Here is a 15,708-nt window from a genome sequence, read left to right on the forward strand (position 1 = left end):
AAATATGTATTTACCATATTATTAATATGTTGAAACCATATACTTTAGTCTATTTTTAAAAATAAATTTGAAATAACTTTTGAAATATCGTAATTATGTTACATTTGGTTTGACTATAGGAATAAATTCAACCCCAAAGACATTTTTATAGCGAAAAGGGCTCATTTAAATGAACCCTTTTTCTTTTGCTTTTAATATTAATTCTCGATCATCGTTATCTTTAACTTCAAACATCTTTTTTAATTGCTTTTTTCTTCTCTCTAAACCTGGCATAGACATTGGAATGATACCAGGAAGATCTTTCATTTTAGTTCCTATCGACATTTCGTACAATAATTGCCTGTCAATTTTATCAATTTTATAGTCAATTGAGGCTTGTTTTCTAAATAATTCTAATACAGATTTGCTATAATATGGAGATCCATCTAAAAGGGTTTTTATAGCAAATACTAGCTCGTCTTTATTAACATCGTTTTTTATTAAAAAACCATCTGGATTTACATTTTTAAGTATGGCCTGTATTCTGTAATTGTCGTTAAATGTAGTTGCTACAACAATTTTGCATTTTGGCAGCATTTTTTTAATTGCTATTCCTAAATCTTCACCTGATAAATATTCTCCATCTACTGATGGCGGAAGAGATATGTCTAAAAAAATGATATCTATTCCATTCTTTTTTGCACCTTCTTTTATTTTTTCAATTGCTTCGTCACAATTTGTAGCTATAGAAATTTCAAAATTAACTTTTGAATTTTCTAAACTAATAAATTCAAAAGCGCTTTTATATGCATCTGCAATAATTGGATGATCGTCTATTATTAAAACTTTATATTTTGTGTTCATTTTTTTCTGTTTGTATTGGACATGTTACAAATATAGTTGTTCCCTCATTTTTCAAAGAGTCAATTTTTAAAGTTCCCTCTATTTTTTCAACCCTAGATTGCATGTTTTTTAACCCAATTCCTTTTCTTTTTTCCTTAATATTAAAACCTTTTCCATTGTCTTTTACAAGCAATTCTATGTTATTGTTATTTAAACTAATTTTTATTTCTACATAAGAAGCATCTGCATATTTAATTATATTTTGCAATGCTTCTTGTAATATGCGGTATAAATTAATTTTTATATCATCATTTATATTATCCCAATAAATAGCTTCGTCGCAATAATATTGATATTTAAAACTTTCTAAGTTACTTCTTTTTTCAATTAAATCTTTAATAATTTTCGAAAAATCGTCTTTAGATGACAATATTTCATTTTTTAATTCGTGTGAAATAGTTCTAATTTCCTTTTCAATTATTTGAAGTTCATCAACATAATACTTATGTTTTTCTATAGTTTCTTTATCTCCGTTAATATTTAAGAAACCTAAGCCCAACCTAGTTCCAAAAATTTTTCCTAAAACACCATCGTGCAAATCTTCCGAAATTCTATGACGTTCTTTTAATCGCCCTTCTTCTAATTTGGTTTGTTGTTTTATCATTAAAGATAAAATTTCTTGATTATTTTTTTGCTGTTCTTTTTCGAATAGCAACTCTTTGTTTTTAGCTCCTTGGACTCTCAAAAAGTAAGCAAATGAAATAAATAAGATTGTTATAAAACCACCTAATAAAATTAGTATATTTTGCTGAGAAAGCTTCTCTGTCTCTTCTATATATTCGTCTGTTTCAAAACGAATTCTAGTAAATTTATTTCTTATTTTTCTATCCTCTACTTGCAGACTATCACTTATGCGAACATATTCATTTAAATACTTGTTAGATTTTTGCCGATCTACTTTGGACAGCAATAATAACGTTTCTAGCTTATCTCTGTTATTATCAAGTTGATCTGCCAATTCAAAAGCTTCATTTGCATATTTTACAGCCAAAATTGTATCTTTTTTTACAGCATAAAACTCCGACAAATGCCTTTTACAAATTACCACTCCTGAAATGTTATTCAAACTATCTCTTATCTTTAATGACTTATATAGATCTTCAGCAATATTTAAAGTATCTCCTCTTAAAAATTTAGTATAGGCAATATTATCTATCAAACGAGCGTAAAAAATAGGATCCTGGTTTTTTAAATCTCTAATATTTAAGGCTTTTTTAAAATTTTCAATAGCTTTTTCGTAATTATTCAGCTTTTGATAGGTTAAACCTATATTACTTAAACTACCCTCTTTATAGTTTTTTTTATCTTTAATTTTAGTTAAATAATCTAATGCCTTGTTATGATAAAAAATAGCACGGTCAAACTCTTCAATCTCAATATAAATTAAACCAAGATAATTATAGCATTCATACAATCTTTCTGGTCTTTTTTCTTTTTCAAACTTTGAAATAGCCCCAAAAATTAACACTTCACTCCCCGTATAATCTTTTAAACGTCCTTGTATAAATGCCATATTATAAAGCATTTTAGCAGCATAATAATCGTGTTTTACCAGTTTAAAATTTTCATAAGCTTTATGGTAATGGTAATAAGCGCTGTCAACTACCTCTAAATCGGTATAATAATTCCCATAATTCCAATGACTATCACCTATTTTATAAAAATCATCTCGCTTCGTAGCTAAAACCAAAGACGCTTTATTTACTTTTATAAATAAAGAATCAAAATCTATAACCTCAGCTTCTATGGCTATTTCTGCCAAAAAATTATTTTTAATAGAATCTGACGCTATATTTTGTGCAGTTATATAAGCATCTTCTAGCGCCACTTTTTTTTGAGCCAGATTAAATTTTGGTTGTTTGGATTGTGCAATCCAAGAAGCAATACTATCTACCTCAGGGGTTTCCTTACTTTTCAAGGTGTTTAAAGATTGTTCACAAGAAAAAAGTATTGGCAGTAATAATACCAATACTAAAAATTTAATCAATACTATGTAGATTTTTGTTTTAATTATAACTGGGGTTGTTTAAAACAAAGCTACTAAAAAAGCCTTAAACTAAAGTTTAAGGCTTTTAAAATTTATTATTACTCAACAATTTTGTTACGATTATCAATAAAATTTAATCTCTAGTTCTCATTACATCTGCTGTACCGTCATCACCTGTAGCTTGTTCTTGAGCGTATAATTGTTCTTCTTCTGCACTGTCTGACGTACAAGCAATAGATAAAGTTGAAACTAATAATAATGCGAAAATAAATTTAATTGATTTCATAATAAGTGTTTTTAAATTAGGTTATATATTTTTATGTGTTTTATTAAATACTACGGTGTAAAAGTAGTGCTAAACATAAAAAAAATAAGAAGGTAAAAACCAATTATTAGCAAGAGCTAACCGTTTGTTAGCAAAAACCAACCGTTTGTTGGTGAGTAGATATTTTACAAGCAGAATGAATGTAAATTATCCTAAAAAAGAATATCAGTTACTTACAAAAGTAAACAATTTAATTGGAAATGGTTATTTTAAAGAAACATAGGAATATGCTAATAAAGATGCATTTATACTATCTATTGCTTTAATATAAGTTTTAGTAAAAGGAACATCTTGAACATTTTTTTTTATAGTACAAGTAGATTTTCCATATTGAATTCTTGAAATAAAGTTTTTATTTATAATATAGCTTTTATGAATTCTATAAAAATTATTTGGCAGTATGTCTTCAAAAGTTTTAAGGGTTTTATAGGCATTTACAACTGTACCGTCGCCCATATAAAAATCTGTAGTATTATTATCGGCTTTTAAAAACAAGATTTCATCTGTTTTAAGATATTGATAATCTTTATAAGATTTTAAGCAAATATTATTTCTAAATTGTGTTGCAAAGTTGTTTTGTAATTTTAAAACGGTTTTTCTAATTTCTAATTCTGTTAACGGGTTTATTAAAATATCAATAAATCCACTTTTTATAGCAGCATACGCATTTTCTTTTGAAGATGATATTGCAACAAATAATGGTATCGAATTTTTAAATACTTTTAATTCTTGCACAAATTCAAAAGGTTTTTCACATTCTGCATCAATATTTAAGAAAATAAGGTCCGGGTTTTGCTTTAAAATAACATTCGTTGCCTTTTCTATATTAGAAGAAGTTCCAATACAATTAAACTCTGAAAAATCTTTCAAAACTTTATTAATGCTTTTAATTGTATTTATGTTTTTATCAATAATAAAAATAGTCACCTTTTAAAATTTTTCAAATTTAATGTTACCAAAAATACTAAAATTTTACATACAAAAGTGTATGGTTTAACCCTCCTTTTTGTATGGAAAAATAACGCTAAAATTAGTTTTATAGTTTTATTTTTACATCAGTGAATTATTCATGTTGTGTACATCCATTTTTTAAATTAATCAAATTTCTAAAATAGGTTTTGAAAAATGAAAAAAAAAGATAAGCGTACAAAATTAAAGAAGGTTATGATAGAAAAAAAGTACAATACTAATGTTGAAGATTTTATAAATAATGTACATGAAAACTTAAAAGATCATCACCAAAATAATTACCCTAATGACATTAAGAATTTATTTGAACGTTTAGGAATAGAATAAATCTGAAAATCCCCAAAGCAGTAATTAACATTTTAGTTTAAACCCCAAAACTATTTTCTAAATTTAATGTTATTTACTAAAAGCTATGAAATTAAAAACTCCTATAAACAATTGTTTATAGGAGTTTTTAAGTAATCATTTCTATAAAACTAAAAATCGGGAAAGTAAGAAAAGCTTTTTTTGATTTAAACGCTGGTTAATCAGTGTTTTTAAGTTTTTGTCACTTTCCCTAAATTTGTAATTTAGTACCCCGAGTGGGAATCGAACCCACACTCCCGAAAGAACTGAATTTTGAATCAAGCCCTACTTTTTCGGTGTAGTAAATACAGTACCTCAGAGAGGTTAATATTCGTTTTTTTAACAAAACCGTATTCGGTATTGTATACTACAAATATAAACATTAATATTGTTGTATGGGGTTTTTTGAAATGAAAATACGGTCAAATATTAACTTTCGGGAAGCGGTAAAAGATAAGTTCAAATATAATATTAAAAATAATTATCTCCCAGATCAGACATACATCAATCGGCTTATTGCTTCATTAGATAAAGTTGAAGCAAATAGTTACAATCAATCACACATTGGATTTATTTCTGAATACAAATACTGTGAAAAAATAGATACATTACTTTCTATAAAGTCTTTTGTTAATGGGTGTTTAAATCAGTTACTTTGGATTAACACTATTTTAGAATCTGATACATTTGTAACTAATAAAGAAGGACTTAATGAAAGGTTTGACTATGAAACTCCAATTACACCCGGTAATCCTTGGACTTTAGATAAAGTCACAAAAAAGGGAGTCTATTTTCGTGGTGATGAAATGTATAAAGATTCACGAGTAATAATCAACTCAGAAAATATCATAGAGATAGCCTTAGCTTTATCTAAAGTTGAGCATATATATGATGAGAAAAGTAAGCCTGTTAAAAGTGTAATAGTATCAAGTTCTAAAGCAAAGGAATCTTCCCTATTCAAAAGTTTAGAGCTCCAGAATAAATGCCTTAATGTTTTAAAAGAAATTAAATACCCTCTTTTAGATGTTAATGGACGATTCTTAAATGATGGTTTGAAAGGGGCGATCGTGATATGGTACGACAAATGTAAACGCCTTGGCTTCATCTCTAATGAAATTAAAAAAACTAGAGAGGTAATTGCTAAAGAGGTAATGAATATAATTCCAAATCTATCTATAGATGGTAGCAACTTTTCTAAGTATCCAGCAGCAATAAAATACAAAGAAGAAATTGAGCAAAAACTTTCACAACTTTCACAAAAACAATAAATAACTTGCACAGTCTTCACAACTTGCACAAATAAATTTCACAACCTTCACACAACTGTTTTTCAGAGCATTAATGCGGTAATAACAACTAGTTTTACATCATAATTAATAATAAATATGATTATGATACCGATCAATATACTTGCTGTCATCAATATGACAACCCCAATTTTCAGGACTATAAACAACTTCTCTTCCTTTATTAATAGAGATATTGTTTCGTTAAAAAATTTCGCAAACACGTTAACTATTTTACCAATTATAAAAAATTAGTTAGCTAATATGTTACAGCTCGACAACAAAATAGCATCTGCACTTATAGGCAGTCTAACTCTAGAAGAGTTGGAAGCTATGGTTGAGCTCAAAAAACAAGAAAGAAATAAATTATCTGCTCCTGTACAAATGACAAAAGATGAGAAAATTAAAAACTATTGCAAAGAACTACTAAAGAAAAAGCTCTATGCACCTAAATATAAATAAATTTTTAAAGAGAAAAACCAAATGAATAGAAGATTAGAAACGTGTTTAATAAAAAAAGAAAATTTTAATATTAAAGTAGTACAATATGGATAATAATAAGAAACAAGTAATTTTAAATTGTTTGGAGCAAATAACGGTTGAAGTTAACTTACCCGTGGCTCAAAAAACAATTTTTAATACCATCAAAACACAGTCAATTGCGGTAGATTTTTTAGGTATAGTTAACTCAAATGGGGTTAAACAGACCAAAGTAACAAAAGATCAGTACGTTATAATAACTGTAGATCAATTTTTAAAAAAGCTTAAGGATGAAGGATACGAATTAATTGCTAAAAATGAGGAGATATTCATTTATAATGGTGCGTTTTGGGAGAAGGTAGAATACGACACTATAAAAAAAATATTATACGTAATTTCAACAAAATTCAAAGTTCCAAAGTTTAAAGCAAAACATTATTCTTTTAGAGACGAGCTTTTTAGGCAGTTAAAGACTACAATTGTCACACCTAATTTTTCAGACGAAAAACCGATAAGAATAAATGTATTAAATGGGACTATTGAGGTTGAAGGGCAGAAAATTAATATGTTAAATTTTAATCAAGACCATTTTCTAACATATCAATTATCCTTTGTTTTTGATCCAAATGCAGAAGCTAGTAAGTTTCAAAAATATTTAGATGAAGTATTGCCCGATAAATCTTTACAGTTAGTTTTAGCTGAATTTATTGGCTCAATTTTTATAAAAAATGGGAGCGGAATAAAATTAGAGAAGGCGCTAATACTAACAGGTGGTGGAAGTAATGGTAAATCAGTGTTCTTTGAAATTATCAATGCATTATTGGGGCCTGAAAATATTTGTAATTTCTCTTTAGGAAGCCTTACGGATAGTTCAGGTTATTCAAGAGCTCAAATTGAAAATAAACTTTTAAATTTTTCGAGTGAAATTGATAGGAAGATGAACATTGCAATATTCAAACAATTAACTTCAAATGAGCCAGTAGAAGCAAGACATCCATACGGAAGAGCACATCAAATTAAAAATTATGCTAAACTTGCTTTCAACACAAATAGCTTACCAAAAGATGTAGAATCGACCAAAGCTTTTTTTAGAAGGTTTATTATAATTCCTTTTAATATTGTAATTAAGGAAGAAGATCAGGATAAAGAGTTACATACAAAAATAATCAACCACGAACTTTCTGGTGTTTTTAATTGGGTAATGAAAGGATTAGCAAGAGTTATTAATCAAAAGGGATTTACACATAGTATTAGTATTGTTGAACAAGTAAAAAATTACGAAACTGAATCTGATACTGTTAGGGTATTTATGGAAGAATTCGAATATGAAAAATCAACTGATTGTAAATACAGAGTTAAAGATTTATATCACACATATAAAGATTTTTGTAAAGATGATGGATATAAACCTTTGAACAATAAAGAGTTCTGTAAATCTCTTAAGAATATGGGATTTTATTTTATAAGAAAAAACTATGGACAAGCTGTAAATGTGTCACCATAAAAAGCATTTAAGTTTGTAAATATTAACAAATACCCTTCACTAATATTGTTGGGTGTTTTTAATTTCAGTAAACTTTTATAATTTAAAGTGTTAATAGTGTAAAAAGTGTCACTGATTTATAAACTTATTATTTATGTATTATCTTTTTTAATCATCTTTTAATTAAAGTTTTCAATGAAGCAGCACAAATGTCACAAATAACACTTTTTTTAGGTATAATCTAAATATGAAAAATGAATTTAACTTTAAAGACATAAATTAAACCAATGAAAAAACAATTCAAAGTAACAGGCTTCTATTATGAAGAGCTAGGATTTAAGTTCCGTAAATATTTAGATATTAAAACAGTTGATACAGACATTCGAACACCCGACTTAATGGTGATTATGATGAATCCTGGCTCTTCCAGACCGGTAGATGGTATAGATAACAATACCAAAGAATCCTCCGCTATCCCTGATCGTACACAAGATCAGATTATGAAAGTAATGCTCAACTCTAACCTTCAATATGCGCGCATTTTAAACCTCTCAGACCTACGCGAAGCTAAAAGTAACATATTCTACAATAAAATAATAGATCTAGAGAATAAGGGTATTTCACACTCTATTTTTGATGAAAATCGCCAAGAAGATTTTAACCAACTTTGGATAAATAATGTGCCGGTCATATTTGGCTGGGGTGTAAATGATCATTTAAAACCTTTGGCTTTAAAAGCAATGAAATCTTGTAACGCTTCAAATCCCTACGGTATTTTAAAAGCTAATACCAATTGGGCCTATTATCATCCGTTGCCTCAAATTTATAGCAAGCAACAGGAATGGGTGAGTGTCATTACTCAACATCTACTTTCTAATTAATTAGATCAATAATTCATATTTATTTATTAACGGTTAAAGAATAACTTGATGAGATATTTTGAATAATAATAAATGCCCTAAATAAATCGGCAGCTAACTCATTAAATTTATTAAATTTGGGTTCATCTATTAAAATTGCATTATTCTAGTATTCCTGTATTAATAGGGAGCGATAGTTTTCGTCTCAATTACGAACAAGATTAACATAAGAGCATTTTTAGATCCGTATAAATGTTTGAATTAAAAAAAAGGTTAAATAAATATGTTATCATCTGATATAAAATCAAAAATTAATAAACTCTGGGACTTGTTTTGGTCAGGAGGAATGGCGAATCCACTTACAGCTTTAGAACAAATATAATACTTGCTTTTTATGCGAAGAGCTGAAGATGTTGGTTTAATTGATGAGGATTTCTATAAATGGAGTTTTTACACAAAACTAGATGGCATTGATCGACCAATACATATGAAAGGTGTTTTTGAGCATTTAAAAACTCAGAAAAATGGAAATGACTCTTTCTTAAAAGCAATGGAAGGAGCCAATTTTGAAATCACAAAAGAATCACTTCTCGATGCTGCGATTGATTTAATCAATGATATATATAAGGAAGCGGATAAAGAAAGAGAACAAGGACAACATTTTCAAGATACTTTAGGAGATTTCTATGAATTAATCTTAAATCAAACAGGAGAAGCAGGCAAAAATGGTCAATTTAGAACGCCTAGACATATAATTCAATTTATGTGCGAGCTTTTAAAACCTACTCTTGAAGATACAATTTGCGATGTTACAGCTGGTACATCTGGATTTTTAGTTGGAGCCTATCAATATATTATCAAAAATAATTCAGATGAAAAACCACAAATAGATGAAAATGGATTTGAAAAACGTACTTCTGGAAACTTAATAGAAATAGGTTCTAAGGAAGAAGAAAAACTAACAAAAAACACATTTTTTGGTTACGATATTGATGCTACTATGATTCGTTTGGGTATGATGAATTTGATTATGCATAATATCAAGGAACCTCATATTAAACGCCTAGATACAATATCTCAGAAGTTTGATGATTTAGAAAAGGATGTTAAATACTCTAAAATTCTTGCTAACCCACCATTTACAGGAAAAATAGATAGTTTACAAACAAGTTTGCTATTAAATAGAGTTTACGAGCCGAAATTTAATAACGAAGGAAAACGATTAAAGCAAAATATACAGTCAGAATTATTGTTTCTAGAAAGAATTGTTCAATTACTAAAAATTAACGGAAAAGCTGCTGTTATTGTTCCTGAAGGAGTTTTATTTGGTAAGAATAATGCGTACAAGAAGACAAGAGAAATACTACTTAAAGACTGTAATTTAGAAGCAATTATTTCTCTGCCTAATGGTGTTTTCAAACCTTATGCTGGAGTAAAAACATCTATTCTGGTTTTTACAAAAAAATCTAATAATAGTAAGGTAAAATGGCATACTAAAAAAGTTTGGTTTTATGAATTGGAAGGTGACGGGTATAGCCTTGATGATAACCGTAAAAAATTAAAAGAAAATCCATTACCAGAAGCTGTTAAAATTTTTGAATCAAAAAATTCCATTATAAAAGAAGATCGTAAAAAACACTTTTATGTTTCATTAGACGAAATTCAAAAAAGCGATCTAGATTTAAGTTATGACTATTATCGAGATTTTGAATATGTTGAGAAAAATTATGACCCACCAAAAGATATTTTGAAAGCCCTTTTTCTTTTAGAAGAAGAAATAAGTGTTGAAATGGAAGAACTTAAAAATTTGATTGAATGAAAACAGTCAAATTTAATGAATTGTTTGTGTTTACAAAAAAGTCAAATTTAAAAGCCAGTGAAAGTGTTGATGATGGCAAATATGCATTTTTCACTTCAAGTAAGGTAGTTTCAAGAAAAACGGATAAACCTATTTATTTTGAAAAATCTTTAGTTATTGGCAATGGGGGTAGTGCCAATATTCATTATGTCGACGCTCCTTTTTCAGCAACCTCGCATTGCTATATTGCAGTAAAAACAAGAGTTAATTTAAATATTAAATATGTTTATTACTATTTATTAACCAATATTCATATTTTAGAAAGAGGTTTTAAAGGTGCTGGGCTAAAGAATATATCAGCTAAATATATTGAGGAAATTGACATTCCTTTTGTTGATTTAGATATACAAGATAAGATTGTGGCTGTTTTGGACAAAGTCCAGAATTTAATTGAAAAAATAGATGAATCCATTGAGGTTTATAACAATTTATCACAGGCAATATTCTTTGATATGTTTGGGGATCCAGATAAGAATACTAAAGGTTGGCAGATTAAAAAATTATTACAAAATATAGAATATATTGGAGATATTGGATCTAACGGTAGTAACGCATTAATTTCTAAAAACCTTTTGATGAAAGATGATAAGGATTATGCAATAATGGTTAGAACTACAAATCTGCGATCAAATGATTTTTCAAATAAAGTAAAGTATATTTCAAAAAAAGGGTACGATTTTTTTAAAAAATCTAAAATATTTGGAGGCGAATTTATTATTAATAAAATTGGAAGTGGCGCTGGAGATTTTTGGATTATGCCTAATTTGAATAAAAAAGTTTCTCTCGGCTTAAACCTGTTAGTTATCCGACCTAAAAATATAAATATTAAATTTTTATTTCATTATCTATCTACGGAATATGGAAAAATGATTGTTAAATCAAAAGTTAGAGGTGCAGCTGTACAGTCCATAACAAAAAAATCTATAATAGAATTACCGATTATTAGTCCTCCTATTGATTTACAAAACGAGTTCGAAAAAAGAGTTAATAAAATTGAGTTAATAAAAGAAAAGAAACAATCTATATTATCTAATTTTCAAAGTCTATTTTTTAGTTTATCCCAACTAGCTTTCAAAGGGGAATTAGAATTTAATAGAGCTGTAGATTTAGAAGTTTTAATGGAAAACGATTATGAATTTTTTAAAAATAATAGCAATAAGGAATCTATAACACTTTTGATAAAGCGACTTGATAAAGACGAACTAAACTCAAAGAAATTCTATGAACAAGAACTTTATGATAAAGCCAAAATGTTTGTTTTTGAATTATTGAATGAGAAAAAAATAAAGCAAGTGTATGATAAAGAGACTCAAAGGATAAAACTTACAGTATAATGAAATTGTTAAATTTTGAATTAGGGAATATTCCAAATAGTTTTAGAAGCCTACACGCAGGCTTCAAAATTAATTTTCATTCATTATCGGATACAGAAGGAATGGAAGATTTTAGACCTTTTTGTTTTGCAGGTCTCAATGGTAGTGGAAAGTCTAATGTGTTAGAAGCATTGGCTAGTATATTTTATCATTTAGAGATTTGTGTAGCACAATATTTGCCTGATAGTATAAAAAATCCTGATAATTTTAAAAGAAATGAATGTTCTCCAGATGCTTTTACTTTAGAATATTTAATAGGTCAGCACGATGGAAGCTATTACTCCATCCAAAATTTTCATAAAGTTGCTATTACAAAACGGCTTAATGAAGAGCCTAAAATGGAAATTCAAGAATTTCCGTTTGATGATTCTAAAAATAAAGTTGAGATAGAACTCAACCCACTGCCTGGAAGCGGGAAAAGTGCACCAGGCAAAGCTTATTTACCTGATCACATCATTGGTTATTCTTCTGGTGAAAATGAAATTCTAAGTTTACCATTTATTAAAAGTAGATTAGTTCATTTAGATGAATTTATGCAAGCCACTAAAGTTGGTCAAAGAGATTTTACTGAACCTGAGAACGGTTTAATTTTTATCGACAATTATATGAGCCAGGCTGTCTTGCTAGCTTGCTTACTATTTGAAAGTGAAGATACATTAAAACCTTTAAAAGATATAGATAATACAGGGATTCTTGATTTGAAAAGTTTTAGAATGAACATTAATCTACTACATTTTAATTTTCAGAAAGACAAAAAAGAAAACATTTTAAAAATCCTTGAGCATAATCAAATTGATAAGTTGAAGAAGTGTGCAACTTCTTGGCATACTAATGGCAAGACACTATGGTTAGATTTTTATGTAACACCTGAAACAAAGGAGGCATTTAAACACCATTTTAATGATAACTCTTTCGAGCTATTTCAACTTTTCCAATTATTATATGAATTGAATTCTCATTTTGTCAATGAAAACATTAAAGAAGACGTTTATCAATCTAATGGATATTACACTGATGGGAAATTGCCTGCAGGAAGTCCTGAGCAAAATATTTTTCATTTTTTAGATTTTTATATAACAAAGAAGATTAAAGATACAGGTGAAATTAAAGATTTATTACTGAGAAATTTTTCTGATGGGGAGCATCAGTTTCTTCATACTATCGGTATATGTTTACTACTGAAAAGCAAAAGAGTTTTGTTACTTTTAGACGAGCCCGAAACTCACTTTAACCCAAGTTGGAGAGCAAAGTTTATCAAAATTTTAAATGAAAGCATTACTGCTGGTAATAATAGAAATTATCGTAATGGTCATTTTAATGTTCATTATCTAAAAGATATTCTATTGACGTCACATTCTCCTTTTATAATATCTGACTGTATGCCTCATAATGTTTTATTCTTTGATAGAAATAAGGAAACTAAAAAAGTTCAAGCTAGAAAAGCAAGTGAATTAGGCTTGAATACATATGGTACTTCTACTGAATTGATACTAGATCGATTATTCAACTACAACCAATCCATAGGCGATTTATCAAATGATGTATTAGAGAATGTAGATTTTAAAAATATTGATTCAAAAGACAAAGTAGACGAAATAAAATCAAAACTAAGAATACTAGGAGAATCTATTGAAAAAGATATGGTTTTAGCACGTTTAAATCGAATTAAATTTCCAAAATAATGCTTAGATCTTACACCCCTATAAATCATCCAATTTTCACTTTACATCCTCAACTTGAACACCTTGTATGTCAGGTTTGGTGTAACGCATCTGACAACAATACTTGCCAAGAATTATTGCAAGAAGATTTTGAAATAATATACAATGCTTATGGCTGGCTGAAAACTGCAATCGATGATATTTATGAAAACTGCAAAGAATTAACTGATGATCAAAGAGCAGATATAAGAGAAGCGTATATTATCAATAACAGACTTGAAGAATTATGCAATGGTGATCTTGTACCAATTAATTTAGATCAACTTCATTCAGTGGTGGAAACCTCTATGAAACCTTTATTAGTAAAGTTCTATGATTATCTATTAGATTTGGCAACAGTAGCAGGAAATAAACTAGATTACTATAATAAGCTTATTATAAGAAATAGGTTCAACAATTGTCCTTGCTGTGGTTTAACCCCAATCGAATCTGCAGAAACGCATTATAGAGAAGATAATGACCATTACTTACCTAAGGCAGATTTTCCTTTTGCTTCTGTAAATTTTAAAAATTTGGTTCCCTTATGTGGTAAATGCAATAAAAAATACAAGAGCACCAAAAATCCATTTGAAGATGGTAGGGTTTCTTTTTATCCTTTTGATACAAACCATCAAGGAGTTGAAATAAAAACTACAATTGTTAATAGTGAAACTTTAGATTACAGAGCTTTAACAGTTAAGGATATCGTTATTGATTTCGATAATAATGCAAACAAAGTAGATACTTGGAATTGGTTATTTGGAATAAAAACTAGATACAATAAAGAGATTAGAGATTTTTCGAAAACAGAATTAAGAATAATCAAAAACAGGTTATTTAAGAATAGTCAAAGAAAAGGGGGGTTGACTTATGAAGAAATTTTAGAAGATAGGATTGAAGAATATGGGTTTGAAAAGTTTGAAGATCGTAAATTCTTAAAAATTCCATTTCTTCAGGAAATAAGAAGGAGTCCAGATTGGATGGCTGTATATAATGATTTATAGAATAGACTACCTTATTGCATAAGTATGAGTTTGTAAAAATGTTATTACTAGCACCTGAAATACACTTTCTTTTAATCCGTTTTCAATAGAATAAATACAATTAATTTCTAACATCTCGGGTAATATGGAGTTCCTCAGTCGATCCACTTAATTTCGTAAAGCATAATTAAAAATTCTCCTACGTCTAATTTGTACTTACCATTCGTTCCACTACAATTTGTGCTCCAGCTGGTGCTCATTGTAGCTCTCTCATTTGCTATACTGCATACGCTACTCTATTCGGAGACACATAGCTTACTTTACTCTTAAGATCTTCTAAGGATATGCTACGCAAGGCCTTTTATTAAGAGAAAACCGCTATTTCATTTTGACCGAGCCCGCTTTTTCCCTCAACCTATTTGGTGTCACAGTTTTTGATAACAGCCTTATTGCATATAATTTAAATACTCCTTATCACTCCTATTTAAAACATATTGCAACCCCTCACAAGAGCAGCGCATTCATTCAGCTATTTCAGCCAATTCTAAAGTAGTTTTAACATCAACAGTTATTCTATATCCTCAACTTCCTTAGTTTCCTCAAAATCCTCACCCCATTAAACTAAGATAACTGTAAGATGTACAACTACACTCCATCCTTCTATAGCTTCTTTCAATTACAGCACTTGCCTTTCCTGCGGCTTCAAAAACAGCGCCACCAGCGTGTACCACGTAGTTAGAAAAAATATTTATTCGGAGCTCAACATATTATTCTTTTCTAACAGTTTCGGTCAGCTCGTGCTGGCTCGGCTCTGCTTCGCGATTACCCTCTTTTAAATAAGGAGCATTGGTATTCATATGTCAAGTGTAATTTATACTACTGCGGATATTAAGGAAGTTGAGGATTCTGAGGATATGAGTTGATTGCAATTACCCTATGTCGTGACTATTCCTCCTAGATAAGCATTCTAACATTTAATTGTTGACAGAAATATAACATCGGCAAAAATAAGTTACTTCCATCTCCAGCCGCTTCATTTTGTAAAAGGTCAAGCCCTGCGGGTTTTGGAGAAAATCTCCACCTTAATACAAAATGCTTCCAAAACATCCTTCAAGCACAGGTAGTATTTCCTCAAAAAACCTTGCACAAAAGCCCCATAACAAGCATAGCCTTTTTT

13 protein-coding genes are annotated in these 15,708 nt (G+C 28.9%); 9 read left to right on the forward strand and 4 right to left on the reverse strand.

Annotated elements, in window-relative coordinates; translation table 11 throughout:
- Positions 1-165: 165 nt before the first annotated feature.
- The 4 genes from IEW75_RS01215 to IEW75_RS01230 form a co-directional block, all read right to left on the reverse strand.
- Positions 166-843 carry a response regulator gene (locus IEW75_RS01215; RefSeq protein WP_134248217.1) on the reverse strand — a complete coding sequence of 226 codons (678 nt, stop codon included), beginning with the start codon at positions 841-843 and terminating at the stop codon, positions 166-168.
- Positions 827-2,869, reverse strand: coding sequence for a tetratricopeptide repeat-containing sensor histidine kinase (locus tag IEW75_RS01220; RefSeq protein WP_134248218.1), 2,043 nt, complete (start codon positions 2,867-2,869; stop codon positions 827-829). Before IEW75_RS01220 ends, IEW75_RS01215 begins: the two co-directional genes overlap by 17 nt.
- Before the next feature lie 133 nt (positions 2,870-3,002).
- Positions 3,003-3,155 (reverse strand): hypothetical protein, encoded by a 153-nt coding sequence (locus IEW75_RS01225; protein ID WP_158283788.1) that lies wholly within the window; start codon positions 3,153-3,155, stop codon positions 3,003-3,005.
- Positions 3,156-3,398: 243 nt separating this feature from the next.
- Positions 3,399-4,121, reverse strand: coding sequence for a LytR/AlgR family response regulator transcription factor (locus tag IEW75_RS01230; protein WP_134248219.1), 723 nt, complete (start codon positions 4,119-4,121; stop codon positions 3,399-3,401).
- 198 nt (positions 4,122-4,319) lie between these two features.
- On the opposite strand from IEW75_RS01230, the gene IEW75_RS15695 reads away from it, so the two are divergent.
- The 9 genes from IEW75_RS15695 (at position 4,320) to IEW75_RS01270 (ending at position 14,552) form a co-directional block, all read left to right on the forward strand.
- A complete protein-coding gene (locus IEW75_RS15695) occupies positions 4,320-4,490 on the forward strand; it encodes a hypothetical protein (protein WP_158283789.1) in 171 nt (56 codons plus the stop codon).
- Positions 4,491-4,903: 413 nt separating this feature from the next.
- Positions 4,904-5,776 carry a hypothetical protein gene (locus IEW75_RS01235; protein ID WP_134248220.1) on the forward strand — a complete coding sequence of 291 codons (873 nt, stop codon included), beginning with the start codon at positions 4,904-4,906 and terminating at the stop codon, positions 5,774-5,776.
- Between the two features lie 282 nt (positions 5,777-6,058).
- Positions 6,059-6,256 (forward strand): hypothetical protein, encoded by a 198-nt coding sequence (locus IEW75_RS01240; RefSeq protein ID WP_134248221.1) that lies wholly within the window; start codon positions 6,059-6,061, stop codon positions 6,254-6,256.
- A gap of 85 nt (positions 6,257-6,341) precedes the next feature.
- On the forward strand, positions 6,342-7,778 hold the full coding sequence (locus tag IEW75_RS01245; RefSeq protein WP_134248222.1) for a DNA primase family protein: 1,437 nt from the start codon (positions 6,342-6,344) through the stop codon (positions 7,776-7,778).
- Positions 7,779-8,044: 266 nt separating this feature from the next.
- Complete coding sequence (locus tag IEW75_RS01250; RefSeq protein ID WP_134248223.1) at positions 8,045-8,638, forward strand: DUF1643 domain-containing protein; 594 nt, start codon at positions 8,045-8,047, stop codon at positions 8,636-8,638.
- 373 nt (positions 8,639-9,011) lie between these two features.
- Positions 9,012-10,436 (forward strand): HsdM family class I SAM-dependent methyltransferase, encoded by a 1,425-nt coding sequence (locus IEW75_RS01255; protein ID WP_229714367.1) that lies wholly within the window; start codon positions 9,012-9,014, stop codon positions 10,434-10,436.
- Complete coding sequence (locus tag IEW75_RS01260) at positions 10,433-11,809, forward strand: restriction endonuclease subunit S (RefSeq protein WP_134248224.1); 1,377 nt, start codon at positions 10,433-10,435, stop codon at positions 11,807-11,809. The genes IEW75_RS01255 and IEW75_RS01260 overlap by 4 nt, the downstream gene beginning before the upstream one ends.
- Positions 11,809-13,530 (forward strand): restriction system-associated AAA family ATPase, encoded by a 1,722-nt coding sequence (locus tag IEW75_RS01265; protein ID WP_134248225.1) that lies wholly within the window; start codon positions 11,809-11,811, stop codon positions 13,528-13,530. Before IEW75_RS01260 ends, IEW75_RS01265 begins: the two co-directional genes overlap by 1 nt.
- A complete protein-coding gene (locus IEW75_RS01270; RefSeq protein WP_134248226.1) occupies positions 13,530-14,552 on the forward strand; it encodes a hypothetical protein in 1,023 nt (340 codons plus the stop codon). The genes IEW75_RS01265 and IEW75_RS01270 overlap by 1 nt, the downstream gene beginning before the upstream one ends.
- Positions 14,553-15,708 lie beyond the last annotated feature (1,156 nt).

The organism is Lutibacter litoralis (assembly GCF_014646675.1).
Classification (GTDB): domain Bacteria; phylum Bacteroidota; class Bacteroidia; order Flavobacteriales; family Flavobacteriaceae; genus Lutibacter; species Lutibacter litoralis.

Excerpts from the sequence above, each read along its gene's own strand:
- IEW75_RS01215 (WP_134248217.1), bottom strand. The coding sequence starts at position 843 with ATGAACACAAAATATAAAGTTTTAATAATAGACGATCATCCAATTATT.
- IEW75_RS01225 (WP_158283788.1), bottom strand. The coding sequence starts at position 3,155 with ATGAAATCAATTAAATTTATTTTCGCATTATTATTAGTTTCAACTTTA.
- IEW75_RS15695 (WP_158283789.1), top strand. The coding sequence starts at position 4,320 with ATGAAAAAAAAAGATAAGCGTACAAAATTAAAGAAGGTTATGATAGAA.
- IEW75_RS01235 (WP_134248220.1), top strand. The coding sequence starts at position 4,904 with ATGGGGTTTTTTGAAATGAAAATACGGTCAAATATTAACTTTCGGGAA.
- IEW75_RS01240 (WP_134248221.1), top strand. The coding sequence starts at position 6,059 with ATGTTACAGCTCGACAACAAAATAGCATCTGCACTTATAGGCAGTCTA.
- IEW75_RS01245 (WP_134248222.1), top strand. The coding sequence starts at position 6,342 with ATGGATAATAATAAGAAACAAGTAATTTTAAATTGTTTGGAGCAAATA.
- IEW75_RS01250 (WP_134248223.1), top strand. The coding sequence starts at position 8,045 with ATGAAAAAACAATTCAAAGTAACAGGCTTCTATTATGAAGAGCTAGGA.
- IEW75_RS01255 (WP_229714367.1), top strand. The coding sequence starts at position 9,012 with ATGCGAAGAGCTGAAGATGTTGGTTTAATTGATGAGGATTTCTATAAA.
- IEW75_RS01260 (WP_134248224.1), top strand. The coding sequence starts at position 10,433 with ATGAAAACAGTCAAATTTAATGAATTGTTTGTGTTTACAAAAAAGTCA.
- IEW75_RS01265 (WP_134248225.1), top strand. The coding sequence starts at position 11,809 with ATGAAATTGTTAAATTTTGAATTAGGGAATATTCCAAATAGTTTTAGA.
- IEW75_RS01270 (WP_134248226.1), top strand. The coding sequence starts at position 13,530 with ATGCTTAGATCTTACACCCCTATAAATCATCCAATTTTCACTTTACAT.